The organism is Xanthomonas sp. D-36-1 (genome assembly GCF_017746155.1).
Lineage (GTDB): Bacteria > Pseudomonadota > Gammaproteobacteria > Xanthomonadales > Xanthomonadaceae > Xanthomonas > Xanthomonas cissicola.
This window is the reverse complement of the sequence record NZ_JAGHWR010000071.1, coordinates 1-25,250: the sequence shown is the minus strand read 5'-3', so window position 1 is coordinate 25,250 and position 25,250 is coordinate 1. Positions and strand designations below refer to the sequence as shown.

At 64.6% G+C, this 25,250-nt stretch carries 18 protein-coding genes and 2 pseudogenes; 17 read left to right on the top strand and 3 right to left on the bottom strand.

The genetic code is table 11. The features are described 5' to 3' along the window. Positions 1-635: 635 nt before the first annotated feature. Entirely contained in the window at positions 636-2,540 is a 1,905-nt protein-coding gene (gene htpG, locus J7367_RS17955; protein ID WP_057661377.1) for a molecular chaperone HtpG, read from the bottom strand. A 173-nt stretch (positions 2,541-2,713) separates the two neighbouring features. Here htpG and rsmD point away from each other — a divergent pair, with 173 nt between their 5' ends. The 6 genes from rsmD (at position 2,714) to J7367_RS17925 (ending at position 8,790) form a co-directional block, all read left to right on the top strand. Further along, positions 2,714-3,403: a 16S rRNA (guanine(966)-N(2))-methyltransferase RsmD gene (gene rsmD / locus J7367_RS17950; RefSeq protein ID WP_176215029.1), complete on the top strand. Its 690-nt coding sequence runs from the start codon at positions 2,714-2,716 to the stop codon at positions 3,401-3,403. Next, entirely contained in the window at positions 3,400-3,906 is a 507-nt protein-coding gene (coaD, locus tag J7367_RS17945; protein ID WP_005917071.1) for a pantetheine-phosphate adenylyltransferase, read from the top strand. Before rsmD ends, coaD begins: the two co-directional genes overlap by 4 nt. A gap of 46 nt (positions 3,907-3,952) precedes the next feature. Continuing rightward, entirely contained in the window at positions 3,953-4,450 is a 498-nt protein-coding gene (locus J7367_RS17940) for a hypothetical protein (RefSeq protein WP_005931897.1), read from the top strand. A 231-nt stretch (positions 4,451-4,681) separates the two neighbouring features. Beyond that, positions 4,682-4,966, top strand: a complete 285-nt coding sequence (locus tag J7367_RS17935) for a YfhL family 4Fe-4S dicluster ferredoxin (protein WP_057661373.1) — start codon at positions 4,682-4,684, stop codon at positions 4,964-4,966. After that, entirely contained in the window at positions 4,963-6,741 is a 1,779-nt protein-coding gene (gene ggt / locus J7367_RS17930; RefSeq protein ID WP_057661370.1) for a gamma-glutamyltransferase, read from the top strand. Before J7367_RS17935 ends, ggt begins: the two co-directional genes overlap by 4 nt. A gap of 288 nt (positions 6,742-7,029) precedes the next feature. Then, positions 7,030-8,790: a glycoside hydrolase family 9 protein gene (locus tag J7367_RS17925; RefSeq protein WP_057661368.1), complete on the top strand. Its 1,761-nt coding sequence runs from the start codon at positions 7,030-7,032 to the stop codon at positions 8,788-8,790. A 301-nt stretch (positions 8,791-9,091) separates the two neighbouring features. Here the strand turns inward: J7367_RS17925 and upp are convergent, their stop codons facing one another. Continuing rightward, positions 9,092-9,724, bottom strand: a complete 633-nt coding sequence (gene upp / locus J7367_RS17920) for a uracil phosphoribosyltransferase (protein ID WP_005931906.1) — start codon at positions 9,722-9,724, stop codon at positions 9,092-9,094. 151 nt (positions 9,725-9,875) lie between these two features. Here upp and J7367_RS17915 point away from each other — a divergent pair, with 151 nt between their 5' ends. The 4 genes and pseudogenes from J7367_RS17915 (at position 9,876) to J7367_RS17900 (ending at position 16,007) form a co-directional block, all read left to right on the top strand. Beyond that, complete coding sequence (locus tag J7367_RS17915) at positions 9,876-12,434, top strand: TonB-dependent receptor (protein WP_209028962.1); 2,559 nt, start codon at positions 9,876-9,878, stop codon at positions 12,432-12,434. Further along, a complete protein-coding gene (locus J7367_RS17910) occupies positions 12,431-13,552 on the top strand; it encodes a phytase (protein ID WP_042674623.1) in 1,122 nt (373 codons plus the stop codon). The genes J7367_RS17915 and J7367_RS17910 overlap by 4 nt, the downstream gene beginning before the upstream one ends. Continuing rightward, a complete protein-coding gene (locus J7367_RS17905) occupies positions 13,549-14,928 on the top strand; it encodes a metallophosphoesterase family protein (protein ID WP_057661364.1) in 1,380 nt (459 codons plus the stop codon). The genes J7367_RS17910 and J7367_RS17905 overlap by 4 nt, the downstream gene beginning before the upstream one ends. A gap of 372 nt (positions 14,929-15,300) precedes the next feature. Beyond that, positions 15,301-16,007, top strand: a pseudogene (locus tag J7367_RS17900) (glycosyltransferase). A 348-nt stretch (positions 16,008-16,355) separates the two neighbouring features. Here the strand turns inward: J7367_RS17900 and J7367_RS17895 are convergent. Continuing rightward, positions 16,356-17,852 (bottom strand): aminotransferase class III-fold pyridoxal phosphate-dependent enzyme, encoded by a 1,497-nt coding sequence (locus tag J7367_RS17895; RefSeq protein ID WP_057661362.1) that lies wholly within the window; start codon positions 17,850-17,852, stop codon positions 16,356-16,358. 122 nt (positions 17,853-17,974) lie between these two features. On the opposite strand from J7367_RS17895, the gene J7367_RS17890 reads away from it, so the two are divergent. From J7367_RS17890 to J7367_RS17860, 7 genes and pseudogenes are all read left to right on the top strand, one after another. Continuing rightward, complete coding sequence (locus tag J7367_RS17890; RefSeq protein ID WP_008574410.1) at positions 17,975-18,406, top strand: Lrp/AsnC family transcriptional regulator; 432 nt, start codon at positions 17,975-17,977, stop codon at positions 18,404-18,406. 153 nt (positions 18,407-18,559) lie between these two features. Further along, complete coding sequence (gene queA / locus J7367_RS17885; protein ID WP_057661360.1) at positions 18,560-19,630, top strand: tRNA preQ1(34) S-adenosylmethionine ribosyltransferase-isomerase QueA; 1,071 nt, start codon at positions 18,560-18,562, stop codon at positions 19,628-19,630. 69 nt (positions 19,631-19,699) lie between these two features. After that, positions 19,700-20,845, top strand: coding sequence for a tRNA guanosine(34) transglycosylase Tgt (tgt, locus tag J7367_RS17880; protein WP_057661358.1), 1,146 nt, complete (start codon positions 19,700-19,702; stop codon positions 20,843-20,845). A gap of 131 nt (positions 20,846-20,976) precedes the next feature. Then, a complete protein-coding gene (gene yajC / locus J7367_RS17875) occupies positions 20,977-21,330 on the top strand; it encodes a preprotein translocase subunit YajC (RefSeq protein ID WP_057661355.1) in 354 nt (117 codons plus the stop codon). Between the two features lie 190 nt (positions 21,331-21,520). Continuing rightward, positions 21,521-23,365 carry a protein translocase subunit SecD gene (gene secD, locus J7367_RS17870; RefSeq protein ID WP_007969721.1) on the top strand — a complete coding sequence of 615 codons (1,845 nt, stop codon included), beginning with the start codon at positions 21,521-21,523 and terminating at the stop codon, positions 23,363-23,365. Positions 23,366-23,479: 114 nt separating this feature from the next. Then, entirely contained in the window at positions 23,480-24,448 is a 969-nt protein-coding gene (gene secF, locus J7367_RS17865) for a protein translocase subunit SecF (RefSeq protein WP_057661353.1), read from the top strand. 615 nt (positions 24,449-25,063) lie between these two features. Beyond that, positions 25,064-25,250: pseudogene (locus J7367_RS17860) on the top strand (hypothetical protein); the annotation flags it as partial.

The following is a 25,250-nucleotide window of genomic DNA, read 5'->3' as shown; positions in this document are numbered from 1 at the left end:
TCGTTGTTCAGACCTTCCTTAAGGAAAATGGCGCCAGTATAGGTACTTGAATGCGGGACGATGAGTTGACACCGGAACTCCTTCGCTTGGTAAGGAATAATCCTCGCCTCATAGTTCAGCTTTGCATTATCTAGACATGCTACATAGGCAGCGGCTTGTGTTGAATACGTCTGTGCATGCGCAACGCTAGTTGGCAGGGCGAAGAGCGCTATCGCGGAAAAAATTACAACTAGCAAAATGCGGTTCAAATTTTTCCCCAGGAATATCTATGCAACCGCCGAGCAACAGTGCTGCGGCGATAGGTATGTGCGGACGAAAATTTACATCAAATCCTGCTCGGATTAGCAAGGGCCAGAGATCGCGGCAGGCGTCTAGCACCATCTGCCCCAGGTGGTTGGGGCGTTGTCCCCCTTTTGGGATTCCCGGATCCATCGGGCAAGGAGGAGGTGTTTGCGTCCTCGCAAGCGGCAAGGCTTCCCATATTGCTCGGTACAATACAGAATGCCAAAACGCAAAGACCGGCATTCAAGCCGGTCAAATTCCGCGCACGTGCTTCGCACTCCTACCCTCACCGCACACCCTCTCCCGGGAGGGGAGAGGGTGTTGCGTTTCACGTTTTCGTCTGGTGCCGGCGCTTACACCGACAACTCCAGCAACAACTTATTCAACCGCCGCACATACGCCGCAGGATCCTTCAGGCTATCGCCGGCGGCCAGGGCAGCCTGATCGAACAACACCCGGCTCAGGTCACCGAAGCGATCCATGTCGGCTTCCGCATCCAGCTTTTCGATCAGCGGGTGGGTGGGGTTGAATTCGAATACCGGCTTGCTTTCCGGCACCGCCTGGCCGCTGGCTTCCAGCAGCTGGCGCATCTGCAGGCCCAGGTCGCCCTGGCCAATCGCCAGGATGGCGGGGGAATCGGTCAGGCGGTGCGAGACGCGTACTTCGGCCACGTCGTCGCCCAGTGTTGCCTTGATGCGCGAGGCCAGGCCTTCCTTGGACTTGGCGAGGTCTTCCTGCGCCTTCTTGTCCTCTTCCGAATCCAGCTTGCCCAGGTCCAGGTCGCCGCGGGCCACGTCCACGAACGACTTGCCGTCGAATTCGGTGAGGTAGCTCATCAGCCATTCGTCAATGCGGTCTGTGAGCAGCAGCACTTCGATGCCCTTCTTGCGGAACACCTCCAGGTGCGGGCTGTCCTTGATCTGCGCGTAGCTCTCGCCGGTGAGGTAATACAGCTTGTCCTGGCCTTCGGCCAACCGGCTGACGTAATCGGCCAGGCCCACGCTCTGCGCGCCGGTGGTGTCGTGCGTGGACGAAAAACGCAGCAGGCCAGCGATCTTTTCGCGGTTTGCATAATCCTCGGCCGGGCCTTCCTTCAATGCCTGGCCGAAGTTGCGCCAGAAAGTCGCGTAGTCCTCAGGCTTGTCCTTGGCCAGCTTCTCCAGCATGTCCAGCGAGCGCTTGGTCAGCGCCGACTTCATCGAGTCGACCACGGGGCCGGACTGCAGGATTTCGCGCGAGACGTTGAGCGAGAGGTCCGACGAATCCACCACGCCCTTGATGAAACGCAGGTACAGCGGCAGGAACTGCTCGGCCTGGTCCATGATGAAAACGCGCTGCACGTACAGCTTCAGGCCCTTGGCCGAATCGCGGTGGTACAGGTCGAACGGCGCGCGGCCTGGTACGAACAGCAGCGAGGTGTATTCCAGCTTGCCTTCGACCTTGTTGTGGCTCCACGCCAGCGGGTTGCCCGCGTCGTGGGCGATGTGCTTGTAGAACTCTTGATACTCCTCGTCCTTGATCTCGGACTTGGGGCGCGTCCACAGCGCACTGGCGCGGTTGACCGCTTCCCACTCCGGCTCTGCCGGCTTGTCGGCCTCATCGCCGTAATGCTCCTTGCGCATCTCGATCGGCAGGCCGATGTGGTCGGAGTATTTCTTGAGGATGCCGCGCAGCGTCCAGCCATCGGCGAACGATTCTTCGCCTTCCTTCAGGTGCAGCACGATGCGGGTGCCGCGCTCGGGCTTGTCGACGCTGGCGACCTCGAATTCGCCCTCGCCGCGCGAGGACCAATGCACGCCTTCGCTGGCCGGAAGGCCGGCGCGACGCGAATACACGTCCACCTGGTCTGCGACGATGAAAGCGCTATAGAAGCCCACGCCGAACTGGCCGATGAGGTTGGCGTCCTTCTTCTGGTCGCCGCTCAGGTGCTTGAGGAAATCGGCAGTGCCGGACTTGGCGATGGTGCCCAGGTGCGAGACCGCATCCTCGCGGCTCATGCCGATGCCGTTGTCGTCGATGGTGACGGTGCGCGCGTCCTTGTCGTAGTCGACGCGAATGCGCAGCTCGCCGCTGCCTTCCAGCAGCTCGGGCTTGACCAAGGCTTCGAAGCGCAGCTTGTCGGCGGCATCGGCGGCATTGGAGACCAGCTCGCGCAGGAAGATTTCCTTGTTCGAGTACAACGAATGGATCATCAGCTGCAGCAGCTGCTTGACCTCGGTCTGGAAGCCGAGCGTCTGCTTATCGGTTTCAACGGTCATTGGGGTCGTGCTCCGTGGTGGTCCAGGCCGCAACGCGGCCGATGGCCTGGGGGATGCGGGCTTCTGCCGATTTTTCAAGGCGGCCTGCACGCATGTCCCGCGCGTGGCGGCCGGTGCGGGGGAGGGCGGCTGCAGCAACGGCAGCGGTATCATGGCCGGCCATTCGTCCTGCCTTGAGCCATGTCGCCAACTGCGCTGCTGCCGTGCTGCACCCGCCCACCATCGACAGGTGCGTGGCGATGAGCCGCCCGCCGCGGCCGGCGCCACGTGGCACGGAAGGGCAAGTGCGCATCGTCGGCGGGCGCTGGCGCAATACCAGGCTGGCAGTGCCGGATTTGCCCGGCCTGCGCCCCAGCAGCGACCGCGTGCGCGAAACGGTATTCAACTGGTTGATGCCGCGCCTGCCCGGCGCGCGCGTGCTGGATCTGTTCGCCGGCTCGGGCGCGCTGGGCCTGGAGGCAGTGTCGCGCGGCGCTGCGCATGCCACCCTGATCGAACGCGACCCCGGCCTGGTGCAGCGGCTGCGCGAGCACGTTGCCCGGCTCGACGCCGCCACCCAGGTGCAGGTGCTGCAGGAAGATGCGCTGCGCTGGCTGGAGCGTGCACCCGCAGCGTTGGCCGATATCGTGTTCGTGGACCCGCCGTTCGCGGCCGGCCTGTGGCCGGCTGTGCTGGAGTGCCTGCCGGCGCATGTGGCCGCCGACGCCTGGCTCTACCTGGAAGCGCCCGCCGATGCGCCGCCGCCGCTGCCGGCAGGCTGGCACCTGCACCGCGAGGGCGCCACCCGTGAGGTGCGCTATGCGCTGTACCGCCGGGCCGCTGCTACACTGAAGAGCGATCCGACCCCGGTAGTCTCCGTATGAGCGTTGCCAATAGCCGCACCGCTGTCTATCCCGGTACCTTCGACCCGATCACCAATGGGCATATCGACCTGGTGAATCGCGCCGCGCCGTTGTTCGAGCGGGTGGTGGTGGGCGTGGCGTACAGCCCCTCCAAGGGCCCGGCGTTGTCGCTGGAGCGCCGGGTGGCGCTGGCCCAGGAAGCGCTGGCGGCGCATGCCAACGTGGAAGTGCGCGGCTTCGATACCCTGCTTGCCCATTTCGTGCGCGAGATGGGCGCCGGCGTGCTGCTGCGCGGCCTGCGGGCGGTGTCCGACTTCGAATACGAATTCCAGATGGCCAGCATGAACCGCCATCTGATCCCGGAGGTGGAAACGCTGTTTCTTACCCCGGCCGAGCAATACAGCTTCATCTCGTCCTCGCTGGTGCGCGAAATCGCGCGGCTGGGCGGGGATGTGTCCGGCTTCGTGCCGGCATCGGTTGTCGAAGCGTTGCGGCAGGTGCGGCAGTCCCGCGCGCAGGCCTGATCAGTTGCAGTTACATCACCACACGCATTTCAAAGGGAGGAGTTTCATGAAACACACCATGCGCGCTCTGGCGCTCGCTTCGATCGCCGCTCTGGCGGTCACCGCCTGCAAGAAGGAAGAGCCGGCGCCGACCGCTGCCGCCGCGCCGGCCCCGTTGACCGCACCGGCCAAGGACGACAACGCCGGCTGGAAGAAGTACCTGCAGGAAGTGGTCGGCCAGAACCTGGGCACCACCACCAACAGCCCGTTCCTGTACTACTTGCCGCCGGAGTCCGATGCCGAATTTGCCGGCAGCTACGAGCGTCAGCTGGAGAGCGTCAAGACCGCACTGGCGCGCGGCGTGCAACCGGGCAACATGCTGGCCTTCGGTTCGTCGGCGTCCAGCAAGATGGCCGACCTGATCGATGCAGCGTTCAAGGACGTGGCACCGGACTCGATGAAGGGTGTGCGCGTGCTGTTCATCGGCAACGCCGCCGATAACGCCCGTGTGCAGACCATCGTCCAGCCCAAGGGCGCGGAATACATCTTCGTTGAAGCCAAGTAATGCCGTACCAGGCCGGGTGCGCGGGAGGGCGCATCCGGCCGCAGCCTGGGAATGCACCATGCTGCCGAGTTCGCACTCCACCGGGGCCGGCCGCGTCAGGCCGGCGTCCGACAGCGCCCACGCCGTTGTCCATCTGTCGCTGCGCGCCACGTGCGCCGCGCTGCGGCAGTACATTGCGTTCCAGCGCCTGCGGTTGCAGCGCGCTGTGTCGCGTCGCATCGTAGTGCCGATATGTCTCTGAAAATCAACGAGCTCTGCGTCAACTGCGACGTCTGCGAGCCGGCGTGCCCGAATCAGGCCATCTCGATGGGCGAAACCATCTACGTCATCGATCCGGCACGTTGCACCGAGTGCGTGGGCCATTTCGACGAAGCGCAATGTGTGGTGGTGTGCCCGGTCGAATGCATCGACCCGGATCCGGCCATTCCGGAAACCCATGATCAGTTGCTGGCCAAGCTGATGAAGTTGCAGCGCGATCATCCCGAACTGTACGAACAGGAGCCCCCCGCCCCGTGAGCACTTTTTCCCGACGTTTTTCTTCGCGCGGCGTGTTGCTGCTGGCCCTTGTGCTGGCGCCAGCGGCCTGGTGCGCCGATGCCGCCAAGCCGGCGACGGCCACCACCGCAGCGGTTGCCGCGCACCCGCCCGGCGCGGCGATCGCCAGCGGCCATGCCCTGGCCACCGATGCCGGCCTGCAGATCCTGCGCGAAGGCGGGAATGCGTTCGATGCCGCGGTGGCGGTGTCGTCCACGCTGGCGGTGGTCGAGCCGATCAGCTCGGGGCTGGGCGGCGGCGGGTTTTTCCTGCTGCACGACGCCAAGACCGGCAAGGACGTGATGCTGGACACGCGCGAGACCGCGCCCGCGTCGGCCACCGAGGCGCAATTTCTCGACAAGAAAGGCGAGCTGGACCGCGACCGTTCGGTCAACGGCCCGTGGTCGGCCGGCATTCCGGGTCTGCCGGCGGCACTGGTGGAGCTGGCTGCCAAGCACGGCCGGTTGCCGCTGAAGCAGTCGCTGGCGCCCTCGATCCGCATCGCCACGCAAGGTTTTCCGGTCTACGCGCGCATGGCCAACGGCTATGCCTCGCGGCGCGAAGTGATGGAGCGTTACCCCGGTACGCGCGAGGTGTATCTGCGCGGCGGCAAGCCCATTGCCGAAGGCGAGATCTTCAAGCAGCCGGAGCTGGCGCAGACGCTGCAGCTGCTCGGCGACAAGGGCTTCGACGGCTTCTACAAGGGCGAGACGGCCAGGAAGCTGCTGGCCGGCGTGAAGCAGGCCGGCGGTCAGTGGAGCGCGGCCGAGCTGGCCGGCTATCGGGTCAAGGAGCGCGCGCCGATCCAGTTCGATTACCGCGGCTGGAAGATCACCACTGCGCCGCCGCCGTCGTCCGGTGGTATCGCGCTGGCGGCGATGCTGCAGATCCTGGAAGGCTGGGACTTGAACACGCTCGATGATGTGCATCGCACCCATCTGGTGGTGGAGTCGATGCGCCGCGCCTACCGGGATCGCACCTTTTTCCTGGGCGACCCGGACTTTGTGGACGTGCCGCAGCGCGTGCTGACCAGCAAGGATTACGCGCAAGGCCTGCGTGCCACCATCAATCCGGACAAGGCCACCCCCAGCGATCTGCTGTCGGGCAACCCCACGCCGCTGGAAGACGATGAGACCACGCACTTTTCCATCATCGATGGCGAAGGCAACCGCGTCGGCGCTACCCAGACGGTGAACCTGCTGTACGGCTCGGGCCTGATTCCCAAGGGCACCGGCGTGCTGCTCAACAACGAGATGGACGACTTCGCGCTCAAGCCCGGTACTCCGAACGCGTTCGGCGTGATGGGCTACGCCGCCAACGCGCCCAAGCCGGGCAAGCGCATGCTCAGCTCGATGACGCCCACCTTCATGGAATCGGCCGACAAGGCGATCGTGCTCGGCACCCCGGGCGGCAGCCGCATCATCACCATGGTGCTGCTCGGCGTCCTGGGTTACGACGCCGGCCTGGATGCACAGGCGGTCAGCGCCTTGCCGCGTTATCACCACCAGTGGCTGCCGGACGTGATCGAGGCCGAGACCGACGCGTTTTCGGCGCAGACCGCCAAGGGTCTGCAAGCGATGGGGCATGCGCTGGAATTGCCAGGCGACACCGCCGAAGGCGGCCGCGGCTCCAGCCATGTATGGGGCAACCTGCAAACGGTGGAGTGGGACAAGCGCAGCAACGTGCTCAGCGGCGGCAGCGACCCGCGCAACCCGGTGGGCAAGGCGCAAGTGCAGTTGGACGCTGCGGCACACTGAGGTGTGAAGCCCATTGCGTTGACGCCCGTAGCCGGCAACGCCGCCGGGCGTTGTTCGTTGTTTCGATCAATCGCCGCAGATGCAATGCGACCGTGGTTGCCCGGGGTGGCGCGTTTGCCGCCAGCCAAGCATGCAGTTGATCGATGGCATGCAGTGATGATGAGCGCGGCGTGGCTGCGTGCGATGTGATCCGTGCATCGGGCGCATTACCGCAGCGATGCGGATTGACGCATCGGCTATGCCAGCATTGGACTTGTCGCTGCAAGATAATGCGGCGACCATCGCGGCATGACTATCTTCAAGACTCTGCTCACCAGCCTGATGCTCGTTCCGCCCGTGCTCGCCTGCGCTGCCGAGACGCCCGGCAGGCAGGAGGCCGTAGCGGTCAGCGACGCCATCCACGTCAACCAGCTGGGCTATCTGCCGGGCTCGGCAAAACTGGCAATCGTCGGGCTGCCGCAGCAGGGCGCGGCGAACCGTTCGGACCGCTTCACGGTCGAAGATGCACAGGGACGCAGCGTGTTGCAGGCGACCCTGCAGCCGGCCGCGCTGTGGTCGCCGGCCGGTCAGCAGGCGCGGGTGGCGGATTTTTCCGGGCTGCGTGCGGCCGGGACCTATCGGTTGAAGGTCGACGGGCTGCCGGCATCGGAGACCTTCGCCATCGACGCGCATGCCTATCAGCCCCTGGTCGATGCAGCGTTGAAGGCGTTCTACTTCAACCGTGCCAGCACCGCACTGCCGGCACGCTACGCCGGGCGCTATGCGCGCGCGGCCGGGCACCCGGATACGCAGGTGCGCATCCATCCGTCCGCAGCGTCTGCGACGCGTCCAACCGATAGCCTGATCAGCGCGCCCAAAGGTTGGTACGACGCGGGCGACTACAACAAGTACGTCGTCAATTCCGGCATCAGCACCTACACCTTGCTGGCGGCCTACGAGCAGTATCCGGCGTTCTTCAAATCCAAACCGCTGACCATCCCCGACGATGCGCCCGGCGTGCCCGGCATCCTGCAGGAGGCCTGGTGGAATCTGGACTGGATGCTCGCCATGCAGGACCCGGCCGATGGCGGCGTGTACCACAAGCTCACCGACAAGCAGTTCGCTGGCTTGGTGATGCCGGATCGGGCCACGCAGCAGCGCTACGTGGTGATGAAGACCACCGCCGCGAGCTTGGACTTCGCGGCAGTGATGGCCGTGGCCAGCCGCGTGTATGCGCCGTTTGAAAAGCAGTATCCAGGTCTGTCGGCGCGCATGTCGAAAGCCTCGCTGGCTGCGTGGGCGTGGGCGAAGCAGCATCCGGATGTGATCTACCAGCAGCCCAGCGACGTGCGCACCGGCGGTTACGACGATGCACACCTGGACGACGAGTTCGCCTGGGCGGCGGCCGAATTGTACATCGCCACCGGCGAGGATGGGTTCTACGACGCGATGATCGCGCGCAACGTGCCGGCCACCGTGCCGTCGTGGGGCAATGTCGGTGGCCTGGCCTGGATGTCGCTGGCCGGACATCGGGACCGACTCACGCCGCATGCCGATCGCGCGCGGATCGCACGGGAGATTACCGGGCTGGCACAGCAGTTGGCCGACACCTGGCAATCATCGGCATGGCGGCTGGCGATGAACGACAGCGATTTCGTGTGGGGCAGCAATGCAGGGGTGCTCAACCGCGCGATGATGCTGCTACAGGGCTACCGGCTGACGCAGCAGCGGCAATTTCTGGATGCGGCGCAATCGCAGTTGGACTACATCCTGGGCCGCAATCCGCTGGGGCTGTCCTTCGTTACGGGAATAGGCAAGCGCACCCCGATGCATATCCATCACCGCCCCTCCGAGGCCGATGGTATCGAAGCGCCGGTGCCGGGTTGGCTGGTCGGCGGCCCGCAGCCGGGGCAGCAGGATGCCAAGGAGTGCAAGGTGCCTTATCCCTCCAAGCGGCCGGCGTTGTCGTACCTGGACAACTTCTGCAGCTACTCCACCAACGAGGTGGCGATCAACTGGAATGCGCCGCTGGTGTATGTGAGCGCGGCGATCGAGGCGTCGACGCACTGAGGCGCCGTTCTTCGAGCTGATGCCGCAGCTGCTCCTTACTCCCGTCGGAAGAAGATGGCGCCTAGTGCCGGATGAGGGCGCCTCAGCGAGCTGCCGCTGCCTGACATGACAACGCGTCGCGACGCGGCGTCGGAAGGCAATCGCCGACAGCGTCGCTCGCCGCACCTTACCCCAACCCCCGGCCCGCGCTCCGAGGCACGCGCGCCAATGGCGCGCAAGCGGTGCCGTGTCACCCCGCAGGAGAGCGGCTTGAATACCGATCACTGCATCGTCTTTGGCCAGCGCACCGCGGTGGGTGAACTCACTCCAGCCGCGTCCCAAAGATCCGGTCGCCTGCATCGCCCAGGCCGGGCAGGATGTAGCCCTTGTCGTTGAGGTGGTCGTCGATGGCCGCGGTATAGACCTCGACATCCGGATGCACCGCTTCCAGCGCCTTCAGGCCTTCCGGCGCAGCGACCAGAAAGATGCCCTTGATGCGCCGTGCGCCCGCGCGCTTGAGCATGTCGATGGTGGCGATCAGGGTGCCGCCGGTGGCCAGCATCGGATCCAGGATCAGTGCGTCGCGTTCTTCCAGGCGGCCAGTGAGGCGTTCGAAATAGGGCACCGGCTGCAGGGTTTCTTCATCGCGCTGCAGACCGACCACGCTCACGCGTGCGGCAGGAATCAGTGCCAATACACCGGGGAGCATGCCCAGACCGGCGCGCAGGATCGGTACCAAGGTGATCTTTGCGCCGGCAATGCGCTGCACCGTCACCGGGCCGGCCCAGCCCGGCTGGGTGTGCGATTCGGTGTCCAGATTGGCGGTGGCCTCGTAGGCCAGCAGCGTGCCCAGTTCGGTGACCAGTTCGCGGAAGCCCTTGGTGCTCAAGGCGGCATCGCGCAGCAGGCCGATCTTGTGCTGGACGAGGGGGTGGCGGACTTCGACGATTTTCATGGGTGGCGGCAGGCGGGAGAGGGGCACAGTGTGCCGCAGCCGCGCGGTGTGTCGCCACACTTCGGGTGTGATGGCTGATGCATATGTCATGTCAGTGAAACGTCGTAGACATAGTGTGCCCACCCATTCTTAACCGATTGGGGAAGCACCCGTGTTGAACAAGACTCCGCTCTGCCTGGCGATCACGCTGACGTTGGCTGCGGCCACGTGGAGCCCGCTGGTGCACGCGGCCGAGGGTGCGGCCACCGGTGGCGCTGCCAACGCTGCGGCAATCGACCTGGAGCGGCTGGAAGTGCGCCCGCAGCTGGAAGCGCAGGAGCGCGCCGTCGATCTCAAACGCGCCTCCGATGCCATCCAGGACGCCGTCGCCTCCGATGCGATGGGACGTTACCCGGACAAGAATGTTGCAGAATCCTTGCAGCGCCTGCCCGGCGTCAGCGTCACCCGCGACCAGGGCGAAGGGCGCTTTGTCGTCATCCGCGGCCTGGATTCGTCGCTCAACAGCGTCACCATCGACGGCATGACCATGGGCACGCCGGAAGACGGCACGCGCTCGGCACCGCTGGACGTGATTCCTTCCGATTCCACCGAGCGCCTGAAGGTGGTCAAGTCGCCGACCCCGGACATGCCGGGCGACTCCATCGGCGGCGCGATCCAGGTGGAATCCACCTCCGCCTTCGATCGCGACGGACGCACGTTGCGCGGCTCCATCGAAGCCAGCCACCAATCGCTGTCGGGCAAGACCAGCCCGAAGGGTGCGTTCAACTACAGCGACATCTTCAACGACACCTTCGGGGTGGCGGTGGGTGTGAACTACCAGGACCGCGAGTTCGAATCGGACAATACCGAAGTGGCCTACGACACCTTTGACGGTGGCGCGGACGACGATCTGTTCGCCGGCGAAGTGCAGCGCCGCAAATACTTCATCGAACGCACCCGCATGGGCGCGAACCTCAATCTGGACTGGCGCCCGGACGCGGATAACCGCTACTACCTGCGCACGCTCTACAGCCGCTTCGACGATGCCGAAACGCGTCAGCGCACCATCTTCGGTCTGAGCGATGGCGACGTCAGCGCCAATGGCGACGGCACCTATACCGTGGCCGACCTGCCAGCCGACAGCATTTCCAAGCGCGTGCGCTACCGCACCAAGAAGGAAGACACCATGGCGTTGAGCGTGGGTGGCGAGAACCGCCTGAGCGCTGCCACCGTGGATTACAAGCTGGGCTACACCAAGACCCGCGAACGCGTGAACGATGAAAAGGAAGCGCGCTTCAATTACGACGGCGACGATCTGGCGGCCACGGTGGATCAGCGTAGTGGCATTCCAAAGCTGGGCTTCTCCGACAACGGTTGGCAGAGCAACGAAGATCTCGTATTCGATCGCTTCGTGATTGCGCCCACGCAGGTGGACGACAGCGAACGCAGCGCGCAGATCAATGTGCGCTTCGATGGCGAACATTCCAGCCTGAAGATGGGTGTGCTCGGCCGCTGGCGCGAGCGCGATGTCAACGTGGACGAGAGCGAACTGCGTCGTGGGCCGGCCATCGACCTGAGCGACTGGACCACCGCCGCGCCCGAACACCGTGGCGGCACCTTGGGCCAGAGCATCGGCTCGGACGGCATGCGCCGTTACTGGAACACCTCCGGCGATCTGTACAGTGCACGCCCGCAAGATGTGGGCGGCAATCTGCAGACCTCGCTGCAGGACGACTACAAAGCCACCGAAGATGTCTTCGCCACCTATGCGATGGGCACCTGGGACATCGGTGCGCTGCGCATGATCGCCGGCGTGCGCGTGGAAAATACGCAGTTCGATGCCACCGGCAACCAGGTGGACGTGGCGGCCAATGGCCGCACCGCCACGGTGACGCCGCGCGAGGCTTCCAGCAGCTACACCAACGTGCTGCCCGGCCTGCATCTGCGTTACGACAGTGGCAATGACTGGGTGCTGCGCTTTGCGGCCAACAAGACCTTGTCGCGCCCGGCGTTCGGCGATGTGTCGCCGCGCGTGAGCATCAACCGTGGCGATAACGAGGTGAGTCTGGGCAACCCCGATCTCGATCCGTACCGCTCGCAGAATCTGGACCTGTCGTTCGAGAAATACATCGGCAGTACCGGCGTGATCTCGCTGGGCGTGTTCCACAAGTCGATCGACGACTACATCGTGCAGACCATCAATACCGATGATGCGGAATTTCCCGGCCTGCAGGTCACACGCTCGATCAATGGCGACTCCGCAAAGGTGCGCGGCGCGGAATTCAATTGGCAGCAGACCCTGGACTTCCTGCCCGATGGCTGGAATGGCTTTCTGGTTGGTGCCAGCGCCACGGCGTTGGATAGCGATTTCAATCCGGGCCTGGAAAATCGTGCCGGCGATGACTTCACCTTGCCGCGTTCGTCCAAGCGCATCTACAGCGGCCACCTGGGCTACGAGAAATACGGGTTCAGTGCGCGCGTGGCGGCGGTGTATCGCAGCCAATATCTGGACACCATCGGGCAGAGCCGTGCGTACGATATCTACGTTGCCCCACACACGCAGCTGGATTTCAGCATGAACTATCAATTCAACAGCCACGTCAGCCTGTATCTGGAAGCGCAGAACCTGCTGGATGAGCCGTTGGAGCTGTATCAGGGCATCCGCTCGCGCACCCTGCAGAATGAAGAGTACGGCCGCACCTATGCGCTTGGCCTGAAGGTGGCGTTGTGATCGCACTACGCACCGTTGTGCAGATCACGCTGTTGTCCGCCGCCGCCGCATTGGTCGGTTGCGCCAGCGCTCCGGCCGGCCGCGAAGCCGACGAAGCGCTGCTGAAAGATCCCTTGCTCAGCGAAGCCAGGGTTGCGCACGAAGTGGTGCCGGAAGCCTTCATCACCGCGCTGACGCCATCGGACAACCTGGATTCGCCGGCCAGCTGGATGGCGCCCGATGGCCGCCGCTGGGTGATCGCCACGGCCAAGGGCACGCATGCGCTGGTGGTGTTCGACGGCGACAGCGGCAAGCGGCTGCGGGTGGTCGGCGGCAAGGGCAAGGCCCTGGGCAAACTCGACCGCCCCAATGGCATTTCGGTAGTCGATGACCTGGTGTTCGTGGTGGAGCGCGACAACCGGCGCGTGCAGGTCTTCTCCTTGCCCGATCTCACGCCGGTGACGGCGTTTGGCCAGAACGAATTGCGCGAGCCCTACGGCCTGTGGGTACGCAAGCACGATGGCGGCTACGAGGCGGTGGTCAGCGACAACTACATGTCGCCGGCCAACAAGGATCTGCCGCCGCCGCTGGCCGAGCTTGGCCAGCGCTTTCGGCGTTATCAGCTCAATGCCGCAGGGCAGGGCTGGCAGGCACGCTTGACGCAGAGTTTCGGCGATACCAGCGAAGCGGGCGCGGTGCGGATTGCCGAATCGGTGTTCGGCGATGAAGCCAATGCGCGGCTGATGATTGCCGAAGAAGACGTGGCCGTGGGCACCCAGTTGCGCGATTACGGCATGGACGGGCGGTATCGCGGCCGCAACGTGGGCGCCGGGGTGTTCAAGGCGCAGGCCGAGGGCATCGGCCTGTTCGCGTGCAGCGACGGTAGCGGCTACTGGATCGCCACCGATCAGTTCAAGGACCGCAGCGTGTTCCAGGTCTTCGATCGCAAGACGTTGGCGCATGTCGGCGCCTTTGCCGGCCGCGTTACCGCCAACACCGATGGCGTGTGGCTGGATCAACGCAGCGATGCGCGCTTTCCGGGTGGCGTGTTCTACGCGTTGCATGACGACCAGGCGGTGGCCGCGTTCGATTGGCGCGATATCGCGCGGACATTGCGCCTGAAGGAGTGCACGCCATGATGGCCGCGCGCGCATCGATCTCTGCGTTGCTGGCAGCGATCGCAACCACGAGCGTTTTCGCATCGGCGGCCGACCGCGCTGCCGAACCCAATACGCAGGTGCCGGCAGGTTCTAGCCATTACGTTGCCGACGGCTTCCCGGACCGCATCGTCGCCTCCCCGGCGCAGGACGCGGCCACCGGGTTTGCCGTGGCCTGGCGCACCGATGCCAGCGTCGAGAGGCCCTGGCTGGAACTGGTGGTCGCCGGCGATTCGCCGGATGTGGGCACGCCCCGACGCATTCGGGCGAGCACGCTGACGCTCGCTGGCGAAAACGGCAGCTCGCATCACCATCGCGCCGATGTCGATGGGCTGCAGCCGGACACGATGTACGCGTACCGCGTACAGGGGCAGGGGACCTGGGGCGCATGGAATCACTTCCGCACGGCTGCCACAGCCACCACGCCGCTGACCTTGCTGTATTTCGGCGATACCCAGAACAAGAACCTCAGTCTGGTCTCGCGGGTGATCCGCCAGGCCTGGCGCTCGGCACCGGACGCGCGGTTGGCCTTGTTCGCTGGCGACTTGGTCAGCGGCAAGGACGGCCAGGACGACAACGAATGGGCCGAATGGTTCGAGGCAGGGCGCTGGCTGCTGGAAGGCACTGCAGTGGCGCCGGCGCCGGGCAATCACGAATACCACGAAGAAGGCGAGGACACGCCACAGGCCACACGCGTCCTCGGCAGTCATTGGCCGGTGACCTTTGCATTGCCGCGCAACGGACCTTCGGCCGCCGCGCGCACCAGCTACTGGTTCGACTACCAGGGCGTGCGCGTTGCCGTGCTCGACGGCACCTCGGCGCTGGATCTGGGCACCGGCCCGGCGCAGGCCCAGTGGCTGGACAAGGTGCTGGCCGACAACCCGCATCCCTGGTCGATCGTGCTGATCCATCAGCCATTCTTCTCGCCGCGCGCCGATCGCGAAAACGAAAAGTTGGTCGAGCAGGTGTTGCCGGTGATCCGCCGCCACAAGGTGGATCTGGTGTTGCAGGGCCACGACCATACCTATGGCCGGCGCGGCGATGCGGCCGGGCAGGCGACGCCGGTATTCGTGGTCTCGGTCGCCGGGCCCAAGCAGTACCGCCTGTCGGACATGGCGCGCACCACCATGCGCCCGGTGGGCGAAGACACCCAGCTCTATAAGGTGCTGCGTCTGGACAGCCAGCATCTGGTGTACGAATCGCGCACAGCCACCGGACGTCTCTACGACGCGTTCGAACTGCAACGCGACAGCAACGGCAGCAAACGTTTGATCGAACGCGAGGCCGGACGCATTGCGCCGCGCAACTGCCCGCGCAGTGCAACGCTCAAGGGGCGTGCGGATCGATGCTGGGAATGAGCGAGGGCAGGCAATAGCCTGTCCGCAATGCCGTGCTGCCGGGGGGCAGAGCCAGCAGTGCGCAGCGTCTGCAAGCCAGGTGCACATAGCGGTGTGTCCGCCGCCGGCTTCTTCGACGTGCCCGACTGCCGCCTTGAATATGACAACGCAGCAAGCGGTTTAATCGGAATTGCGACTGCATTTACGCGTTGTTTCAAGACTTCGCATCTGCATCGCTTGTTTCTATGGGCCTGCGTTTGATCATCAGCGAGTGCGATTTATGTCACGTCGATAGTGCGACTACGGTTGGTGCGGCCGGGCCAGCGACCAGGTAGCCGAATCGATGCGGCACTGCGGTGGCGGCTCGGTTCCCCCACAGCCCGAGTCGCCCCCATGATTCCTCAACTGATTCACCTGACCGCACCCACCAAGCAGCTGCTATGGGAGGAGCGCAGGATCTGCGATCGCCTGCAGCGCCTGTTGCCTGGATGGACCTGTTACGTCTGGGACGATGCCGATAACTCCCAGCTGATGCGGCGTGCATTCCCCGAGTTTGCCGAGCGCTACGAGCAGATTCGCTTCGGTGTGATGAAAGCCGACATCGCCCGCTGCGCGTACATGCATGCACATGGCGGCTTCTACTTCGACACCGACTACAAACTGCTACGACCACTCGATGCGCAGATGCTGTCGCAGCGTTGCGTGCTGCCCGTCGAGGAAGGTGCGCCGGGCCAGGAAGACTTCAAGATCGGCAATGCCGTGTTCGGCTCCGAGCCCGGGCATCCGTTCTGGCGCGCGTTCCTCGAGCACATCTTTACCGCGCATGCTCCGGAAACGCTGCAGGACCACCGCGAGATTCCGATGATTTCGGGCCCGCGTGGGCTGACGCGTTTCTACGAAGCGCACGGTGGGCAGTTCGCCGACATCCTGTCCCCCCGCGCGATGCCTTCCATCCGGACCGCACCTGGTTCGGGCTTGGCCATCGTGGCGGCAAGAGCGCGGTCGGCTCGCACCTGTGCTGGGCATCGTGGCGCGGCAAGTCGCCGCGGCGTGCCCTGACCAACTACCTGCGCCGCAAGTTGAACGCGGTGCCGATTTGAGTGGCAGCGTGCGCGTGATACGGCAATCGGCCTGGGGCAGGGCCGCTCAGGTCGAATCTGAGTGAGGTCATTGGCCTGGGTGCTGTAGGCGATTTATCCGAGCGCAAGCTTGCATGTTCAAGTGGCTTCGCATTGCGTGTTGCAGGTATCGCGCGAATTCGGAGCTAGGTAAGGCGGGCGAGCCAATGGCTGATGACCCAGCCTGGATCGGTTTGACGCAACCGAAGGCTGGCGCCACTGCTGACACCGATCAAGGTTCCAAGGCACACCGCAGAGAGCTGGTGGAAGACCTATCAGCCATCTGCAGCACACCGACGCCATGCGCGTCGGCGTGCCGCGTTGAGCGAATCAGGCCGCCTCGGCCTGCAGCTGGCGCGGGCCTTCCTTGAGCGCACGCGCGATCAAGCCGACCAGCAGATCGAGCTCGTCTTCATCCATCGCAAAATGCGGAGTGAAGCGCAGCGAATTCTCGCCGCCGTGGATCACGTTGACGCCGCGATGGCGCAACCACTCTTCGGTGGAACCGGCGCCGTAGCACTTGAATTGCGGTGCCAGTTCGCAGGAGAACAACAGGCCGGTGCCTTGCACCTTGGTGATCAAGCCGCCGAGCTCGGCCTGCAGCGCTTCCAGCTTGGCAATCGCCTGCGCACCGCGGATGCGGATGTTGTCGCGCACCTGCGGCGTGAACAACGCCAAAGTGGCGCAGGCCACATCGAGCGCGCGCGGGTTGGTGGTCATGGTGTTGCCGTAGGTGCCCTTGCGATACACCTGCGCGGCGTGTTCGGTCACCGCCAGCACCGACAGCGGGTATTGGGCCGCGTTGAGCGCCTTGGAATAGGTCTCCAGATCCGGCGGGTCGAGCTGTTCGAATCCCGGGTAGTCCACCACCGAGAGCACGCCATGCGCGCGCAGCCCGGCCTGGATGGAATCGACCAGCAACAGGCTGCCATGGGTACGGGTGAGCGCGCGCGCGGCGGCGTAGAACTCGGCCGGCAACGCGCGCCCCGGGTCGCCTTCGCCCATCACCGGCTCCAGGAATACCGCTTCGATAAACCAGTGATTGCGCGCGGCCTCATCGAAGGCGCGTTGCAACGCGGCCACGTCGTACGGGGCGATCGCGATGACCGAATCCTCGTCGCGATAGCTGGCCAGGTATTTGGTATAGGTCTTGCGACTGGAATCGGAATACAGGCCCGGGCGATCGGTACGGCCATGGAAGCTGCCCTTGACCACCAGGCGCTTGATGGTGGCACCGGCGTGCCGCGCGCCGGGGTCGGTGTGCAGCTTGGCGTTGGTATCGACGATGCGGGCGGCCAGGCCCACCGCTTCGGAGCCGGAATTGAGACACATGAAGCGTGCGAACGGGCAACCGCCGCGGCTGTGGCCGATCTCGGCACGCAGGGCGCGATCGAGCCGGCGTTGCGCCAGGCTGGGCGTCATCACGTTGGCCATCACCTGCGGGCGCGCCATGGCCTCGAGCACGGCCGCCGGCGTATGGCCGAAGCCGAGCATGCCGTAGCCGCCGGCGTCGTAGAGCACCGCGCCCTTGAGCGTGACCACCCACGGCCCGCGTGCGGCCAGTGCCACATAAGGCGTCACGGCGTCGTCCGCGTAGAAATTGATGAAGCCTTCCTGCACTGCGCCGATCTGGGCCTCTTCGTCCAGGTCCAGCAGGTCGGCGGCGTCATCGCGCACCAGCGCATATTCGGCTGCTGCTGCATGGATGGCCTGCTGCAGGTCAGGGTGGCTGACGGCCAGGCGCGCGATGGTCGCGTCGTCCAGGCCTTCGGTCAGGCGGCGGCCGGCATGGGCACGCAGCGGGACGAGCGGGGCAAGGACGGACATGGCGCATCTCCTTCAAAGGTGGCGTTCCCTTTCTATTATCGGCAGAAGATCGGCGTTTGGCAGCGTGAATCTGGGCAGGAAGTACGATATTTTCGGCGATTCGCCGAAACGAATGCACAATAGTGAAGATCACCCCCTCCGACGAACGCCTGTTGTCGCTGCTGCGCGAGGACGCGCGCGCCTCCACCGCCCAGATCGCGCGGCGGCTCGGACTCTCGCGCACCACCGTGCAGAGCCGCATCGAAAAGCTCGAGCGCGACGGCGTGATCAGCGGCTACACCGTGCGCACGCATGACGACTACGAGCAGGGCCGCATCCGCGCGCACATCCTGATCACCGTGCTGCCCAAGAAAATGCCTGCCGTGGTGAAGGCCTTGCGCGATATTCCGGAAGTGCGCCTGCTGCATTCGGTCAGCGGTGCCTACGACCTGGTCGCCCTGGGGGTGGTCGGCGGCGTCAACGAGATGGACGTGCTCACCGACGCCATCGGCGCCATCGACGGCGTGGAGCGCACGACCAGCGCGATCATCCTGTCGACCAAGTTCGAGCGGTGAATGGAGAATCGGGAATAGGGAATCGTAAGAGCAGCGAATCGGGGGCGGAAAGGCGACGATGAAGCCCTGCTGCTCGTCCGATTCCCCATTCCCAATTCTCCATTCCCGGCCGCAGTTACACTATGCGGCTACTCAGACAACGATCCTGCGGCCTTGAAGAAGTCCGATTTCCATTACGACCTGCCCGACGAACTGATCGCCCAGGCGCCGCTGGCCGAGCGCGCGGCGAGCCGGCTGCTGGTCGTGCCGCCGTCGCCGCAGGCGCTGGCCGACCGCCAGGTGCGCGATCTGCCCGAGCTGCTGCAGCCGGGCGATCTGCTGATCTTCAACGACACCCGGGTCATTCCGGCACGCTTGTTCGGGCACAAGGCCAGCGGCGGACGGGTGGAAATCCTGATCGAGCGCCTGCTTGGCGAGCGTCAGGCGCGGGTACAGATCGGCGCCAGCAAGTCGCCCAAGGCCGGCAGCCTGATCGCGCTCGATGCCGGCGGCCAGGCCGAGGTGCTGGGCCGCGATGGCGAGTTCTATCTGCTGCGCTTCGAGATCCCGACTCCGCTGGAACACTGGCTGCTGGAGGCTGGCCGCCTGCCGCTGCCGCCCTACATCCGCCGCGAGCCGGGCGTGGAAGACCGCGAGCGCTATCAGACCGTGTTCGCGCGCGAAGTCGGTGCGGTGGCCGCCCCCACCGCCGGGCTGCATTTCGACGAGCCGCTGCTGGCACGCTTGCGCGAGCGCGGGGTGGAGTTCGGCCACGTCACCTTGCATGTGGGTGCCGGCACCTTTCAGCCGGTGCGGGTGGACAAGCTCGACCAGCACGTCATGCATACCGAATGGCTCAACGTGGGGGCCGCGCTGGTGGAACAGGTGCGCCGCACGCGTGCCCGCGGCGGCCGCGTGATCGCGGTGGGCACCACGGTGGTGCGCTCGCTGGAAAGCGCCTGGCGCACCACCGAGGCCGCGCCCGAAGGCGAATTGCAGCCATTCGCCGGCGAAACCCAGATCTTCATCCTGCCCGGCTACCGCATCCGCAGCGTCGATGCGATGGTCACCAACTTCCATCTGCCCGAAAGCACCTTGATGATGATGGTCTCCGCCTTCGCCGGCCGCGAGCGCATCTTCGCCGCCTACCGCCACGCCATCGCGCAGCGCTACCGCTTCTTTTCGTACGGCGATGCGATGTTGTTGTGGGGCCGGGATTGGGGATTCGGGAGTGGGGATTCGTAACGGCCCTCAGCTCTCAGCCTTCTCGCTTTTGCCAATCCCGAATCACCAATTTCCAATCCCGGCCCCTCAATGTCCCGACTCCAGTTCCAGCTCCAAGCCACCGACGGGCATGCCCGCCGTGGGCGCCTGACCTTTCCGCGTGGCACGGTCGAAACCCCTGCGTTCATGCCGGTCGGGACCTATGGTTCGGTCAAGGGCATCCTGCCCGAGCAGATCCGCGCGCTGGGTGCGGAGATCATTCTGGGCAATACCTTCCATCTGTATCTGCGTCCGGGCCTGGAGGTGATCGGCGATCACGGCGGACTGCACGGGTTTGCGCGCTGGGATGGGCCCATCCTCACCGATTCCGGCGGTTTCCAGGTGTTTTCGTTGGCGCATCGCCGCAAGATCACCGAGCAGGGCGTGACCTTTTCCTCGCCGACCGATGGCGCCCGGGTGTTCCTGGGTCCCGAAGAGAGCATGAAAATCCAGAAAGTGCTCGATTCGGACATCGTGATGATCTTCGACGAGTGCACGCCGTACCCGGCGACCGAGGACGTCGCGCGCCGCTCGATGGAGCTGAGCCTGCGCTGGGCGCAGCGCTCGCGCGATGCGCACGATGGGCTCGGCAACGATGCGGCGCTGTTCGGCATCGTGCAGGGTGGGGTGCATCCGGACCTGCGCAGCCGCTCGCTGGACGGACTGCAAGCCATCGGTTTCGATGGGTATGCGATCGGTGGGCTGGCAGTGGGCGAGCCCGAGCACGAACGCAATGCCATGCTCGAACACCTGCATCCGCGCCTGCCGGCCGAGCGCCCGCGCTACCTGATGGGCGTGGGCCGCCCGGAAGACCTGGTCGAAGGCGTGGCCCGCGGGGTGGACATGTTCGATTGCGTCATGCCCACCCGCAACGCGCGCAACGGCCACTATTTCACCTCGTTCGGCACCGTGCGCATCCGCAATGCCAAGTACGAGCGCGACCTGGACACCATCGAGCCGGGCTGTGGCTGCCATGCCTGCAGCAGCGGCTATACGCGCGCCTACCTGCGCCATCTGGACCGCTGCAACGAAATGCTGGCGCCGATGCTGGGCACCCTGCACAACCTCTGGTACTACGAAAAACTGATGGCCGACATGCGCGCAGCGATCGCGGCGGGAACCTTTGTGGAGTTCCGGCGGTCCTTCTATGCGGCACGCGGCGCCACCACGCCGCCGTTGCCGGGGGCAACCAGCTGAGACCGGCCGAGCGCGCCCTGACGCGGACGGCGTGGAACCTGCATGGCATAATTCCCGGCTGTTCCGCCCCGGCGGTACCTGAATAGCGAGCGGGCCCATGGGCGCGCTGGCACCAAACTAGGATGCACTGAATGAATCTGCTCGATTTCCTGATCCCCGCTGCCCAGGCGCAGGTCGCTGGCGGCGCGCCGGCACCCGGCCCGATGGGAGGCCTGTCCACCTTCGCGCTGCCGATCATCCTGATCGCGGTGATGTACTTCCTGATGATCCGCCCGCAGATGAAGCGCCAGAAAGAGCACAAGGCGCTGCTGGACAAGCTGGCGCGCGGCGATGAAGTGATCACCTCCGGCGGCGTTGCGGGTGTGATCACCGACATCGGCGACAACTTCATCAGCGTGGAAGTGGCCGACAACGTGCGTATCCGCGTGCAGAAGAGCGCCGTGGGCCATGTGCTGCCGAAGGGCACGCTGAAGTCGGCGAGCTAAGCGCGTCTTGCAATGGCTGCGCCGCTGTCAGGCAGGCGCAGTCGCCAGGTGGAACCGGAGGTTGTGACCCGCCGGTTCCACCGTTCCGCCCGTATCCATCTGAAGACCATTGGCGACGTTGTACCGGTCGCTTGAAGTCGTTCTCACTGCTAGGCGCGGCGCCGGGATGGTGCCACGCGGGACTGTCGCAATGCTCGAATTTCCTCGCTGGAAGTACTTCCTGATCCTGCTGGTACTGGCCGTCAGCGCGCTGTATGCGCTGCCCAACGTCTACCAGAAGGACCCGTCCGTGCAGATCACCGCCAGCCGCGGTGCGCAGCTTGACGACGCCTTGCGCAGCCGCATCGACGGTGAGCTCAAGAGCGCCGGCATCACGCCGAAGGCGATCACAAAGGAAGGCGACAGCCTGATGGTGCGGTTGCCCTCGCTGCAGGCGCAGACCCGCGCCAACGACGTGTTGCGCCAGCAGCTGGGCGAGAACTACACCGTGGCGCTGAACCTGGCCTCCACCGTGCCGGACTGGCTGGCCAAGCTGGGCGGCCGGCCGATGGTGCTGGGTCTGGACCTGGTGGGCGGTGTGCACTTCGCCATGCAGGTCGATCAAAAGGCCGCGCTGGAAAAGCGCCTGGACGGGTTTGCCGAAGACATTCGCACCACCTTGCGCGATGCGCGTATCCCGTATCGCTCGGTGGAGCGTCGCGCCGACAACAGTATCCAGGTCAGCCTGGGCGAGGGCGCCAATGCGGACGCCGCGCGCGTGGCGCTGGCCAAGGCGCAGCCGACCCTGACCTACGACGTCAGCGGCCAGAACATCGCCGTGAAGGTGCCGGAGGCCGAGCTCAAGCAGATCGCCAGCGGTGCGATCGAGCAGAACCTCACCACCTTGCGCAACCGCGTCAACGCACTGGGCGTGTCCGAGCCGACCATCCAGCGCCAGGGCGAGGACCGCATCGTGGTCGAACTGCCCGGTCTGCAGGACACCGCCGAAGCCAAGCGCCTGATCGGTGCCACCGCCTCGCTGGAATTCCGCGCCGTGGTCGACGGCAACGCCGACGATGCCGTGCGTAGCGGCAACATTCCGCCGGAGGCCAAGGTCTATCGCCTGCGCGACAGCAACGCGCCGGTGTTGTTGAACAAGCGCGCGCTGGTGACCGGCGACCAGATGGTCAGCGCGTCGGTCAGCACCGACCAGAACGGCATGCCGGCAGTGGCGGTGACGCTCAACAACGTCGCCGGCCAGCGCATGTTCGACTACACCAGCGCCAACGTCGGCAAGCTGATGTCGGTGGTCTACATCGAGCGCATTCCCACCGTGACCATGGTCGACGGCAAGGAAGTGCGCAGCGTGCGGGTCAAGGAAGAAGCCTTGTCGCCAACCCGCATTGCCGGCGTGTTCGGCAAGAACTTCCAGACCACCGGTCTGGAAAAGACCGAAGCCGAGAACCTGGCCAAGCTGCTGAAATCCGGCTCGCTGGCCGCGCCGATGGATTTCGTCGAGGAATACGTGATCGGTCCGAGCCTGGGTGCGGAGAACGTGGAGCGCGGCGTCACGGCGGTGGTCTACTCGTTCCTGTTCACCCTGGTGTTCTTCACCATCTACTACCGCGTGTTCGGCGCGATCACCTCGGTGGCGCTGCTGTTCAACCTGCTGATCGTGGTGGCGGTGATGTCGCTGTTCGGCGCCACCATGACGTTGCCGGGCTTTGCCGGCCTTGCCCTGTCGGTGGGTCTGTCGGTGGACGCCAACGTGCTGATCAACGAGCGTATCCGCGAAGAGTTGCGCCTGGGCGTACCGGCCAAGTCGGCGATCGCGGCCGGTTACGAAAAGGCCGGCGGCACCATCCTCGACGCCAACCTGACCGGCCTGATCGTGGCGGTGGCCTTGTACGCGTTCGGTACCGGCCCGCTGAAGGGTTTCGCGCTGACCATGATGATCGGTATTTTCGCCTCGATGTTCACCGCGATCACCGTGTCGCGTGCGCTGGCGGTGTTGATCTACGGCAGCCGCAAGAAGCTGAAGTCCGTCGCTATCTGAGATGCGAGTCCGGCCCTGGCCGGTGCAGCCCAGCTGCACGCGGTCGGGGAATGAATCCCTTTGCAAGCGTCTGCGCCCCAATGGCGCAAACGTCTTAAACGGAAGATCTTTTCCATGAAATTGTTCCCGCTCCATCTCATTCCCAACGACACCAAGATCGATTTCATGAGCTGGCGCAAGCCGGTGCTGATCTTGATGCTGGTGCTGGCAGTCGCCTCGGTCGGCATCATCGTCGGCAAGGGTTTCAATTACGCGCTGGAATTCACCGGCGGCACGCTGGTGCAGACCTCGTTCCAGAAGACCGTGGACGTGGACCAGGTGCGCGAGAAGCTGTCCAAGGCCGGCTTCGAAAACGCCCAGGTGCAGAACGCGCGCGGCGGCAATGAAGTCATGATTCGCCTGCAGCCGCATGGGCAGAACAACAATCGCGACGATGCCGCGCGCACCGTTGCCGAAGATGTGCGCAAGGCAGTGACCAGCGACGAGAATCCGGCCACCGTGCAGCCTGGCGAATTCGTCGGCCCGCAGGTCGGCAAGGATCTGGCCTTGAATGGCGTGTATGCCACGGTGTTCATGCTGGTGGGCTTTTTGATCTACATCGCGTTCCGCTTCGAGTGGAAGTTCGCGGTGGTCGCCAGCCTGACCGCCTTGTTCGACTTGCTGGTCACCGTGGCCTTCGTGTCGCTGACCGGTCGCGAGTTCGACCTGACCGTGCTGGCCGGCCTGCTGTCGGTGATGGGCTTTGCGATCAACGACATCATCGTGGTGTTCGACCGCGTGCGCGAAAACTTCCGCGCACTGCGCGTGGAGCCGCTGGAAGTGCTGAACCGCTCGATCAACCAGACGCTCTCGCGCACGGTGATCACCGCGGTGATGTTCTTCCTGTCGGCATTGGCGCTGTACATCTACGGCGGCGAATCGATGGAGGGCCTGGCCGAAACCCACATGATCGGCGCAGTGATCGTGGTGATCTCCTCGGTGATCGTGGCCGTACCGATGCTGAGCATCGGTCCGTTTGCGGTGACCAAGCAGGACCTGCTGCCGAAGGCCAAGGACGTGGAGGCGCTGGCGCGTCGTCCTTGATGGGTTGGCAAAAGGTCTGACGAAAAAACCGCGCATTGCGCGGTTTTTTTGTTTCTGGCGGTGAACGTCGTGACTTCATGATCGTGCACTGCGACGTTATTACTCAAGATTTTCAACGCTAGGATTTCCTGGGGCACGTGATGCCGATCGATACGCAATACGTCGCGTTAGAGAAACAACAGCGACGTCAAACGCCTGGTTCCGTATGCCCGTAGTCACCTGCGCATCGGCCGCCATGCGGGTGAGGAACACCGCGACCTCCATTTGGCCCGTCTGCGCCGGATAACGCTTGCCGCTGGCAAGGATGAAGCGCCGTATCCAGCCCAGATAGGCTGCTCGGTGCGCAGGCTGTAGTGCCGTATGCGCGGGCGATCGCGCATCTGCTCGAGTAGCCAGAGCGGTGGAAGCACTGTTACGCCGTGCTTTTTGGGGCGTATCTCATACGCCTGCATCCTTGCTGGATAACACTGAAAGCATCCGAATGGTCGCGTCCGCTTGCCATCGTGCAATCCCGTGACCCCGGATAGGATTTCCTCCTTCACAAAGCGGCAGCGATCCAAGATACTCAACGCAACACCGCATTTCGGCGGTCCAATGTAGTTAGGGCGAACGCGGATGACCACGCGATCCATGGATGAGATACGTGCCGAGTACATTTCCTCAATGGGAGAGGAGTTAGGCGCCAGCTTCTACGAGCTCTATCGAAAGCTCGTCGAGCTCCACATCCTTTGGCAGCAATATCGTCAGCTGTTTGGAAATGACACGGGGACGGTCCACCTGCTTAAGGAAGGTCTGATCAACT

What these genes read in the sequence shown, in the direction of transcription:
- J7367_RS17925 (WP_057661368.1), top strand. Translation starts at nt 7,030, where the DNA reads ATGACTATCTTCAAGACTCTGCTCACCAGCCTGATGCTCGTTCCGCCC.
- J7367_RS17895 (WP_057661362.1), bottom strand. Translation starts at nt 17,852, where the DNA reads ATGTCCGTCCTTGCCCCGCTCGTCCCGCTGCGTGCCCATGCCGGCCGC.
- coaD (WP_005917071.1), top strand. Translation starts at nt 3,400, where the DNA reads ATGAGCGTTGCCAATAGCCGCACCGCTGTCTATCCCGGTACCTTCGAC.
- J7367_RS17935 (WP_057661373.1), top strand. Translation starts at nt 4,682, where the DNA reads ATGTCTCTGAAAATCAACGAGCTCTGCGTCAACTGCGACGTCTGCGAG.
- secD (WP_007969721.1), top strand. Translation starts at nt 21,521, where the DNA reads ATGCTCGAATTTCCTCGCTGGAAGTACTTCCTGATCCTGCTGGTACTG.
- htpG (WP_057661377.1), bottom strand. Translation starts at nt 2,540, where the DNA reads ATGACCGTTGAAACCGATAAGCAGACGCTCGGCTTCCAGACCGAGGTC.
- secF (WP_057661353.1), top strand. Translation starts at nt 23,480, where the DNA reads ATGAAATTGTTCCCGCTCCATCTCATTCCCAACGACACCAAGATCGAT.
- J7367_RS17905 (WP_057661364.1), top strand. Translation starts at nt 13,549, where the DNA reads ATGATGGCCGCGCGCGCATCGATCTCTGCGTTGCTGGCAGCGATCGCA.
- J7367_RS17940 (WP_005931897.1), top strand. Translation starts at nt 3,953, where the DNA reads ATGAAACACACCATGCGCGCTCTGGCGCTCGCTTCGATCGCCGCTCTG.
- yajC (WP_057661355.1), top strand. Translation starts at nt 20,977, where the DNA reads ATGAATCTGCTCGATTTCCTGATCCCCGCTGCCCAGGCGCAGGTCGCT.
- tgt (WP_057661358.1), top strand. Translation starts at nt 19,700, where the DNA reads ATGTCCCGACTCCAGTTCCAGCTCCAAGCCACCGACGGGCATGCCCGC.
- upp (WP_005931906.1), bottom strand. Translation starts at nt 9,724, where the DNA reads ATGAAAATCGTCGAAGTCCGCCACCCCCTCGTCCAGCACAAGATCGGC.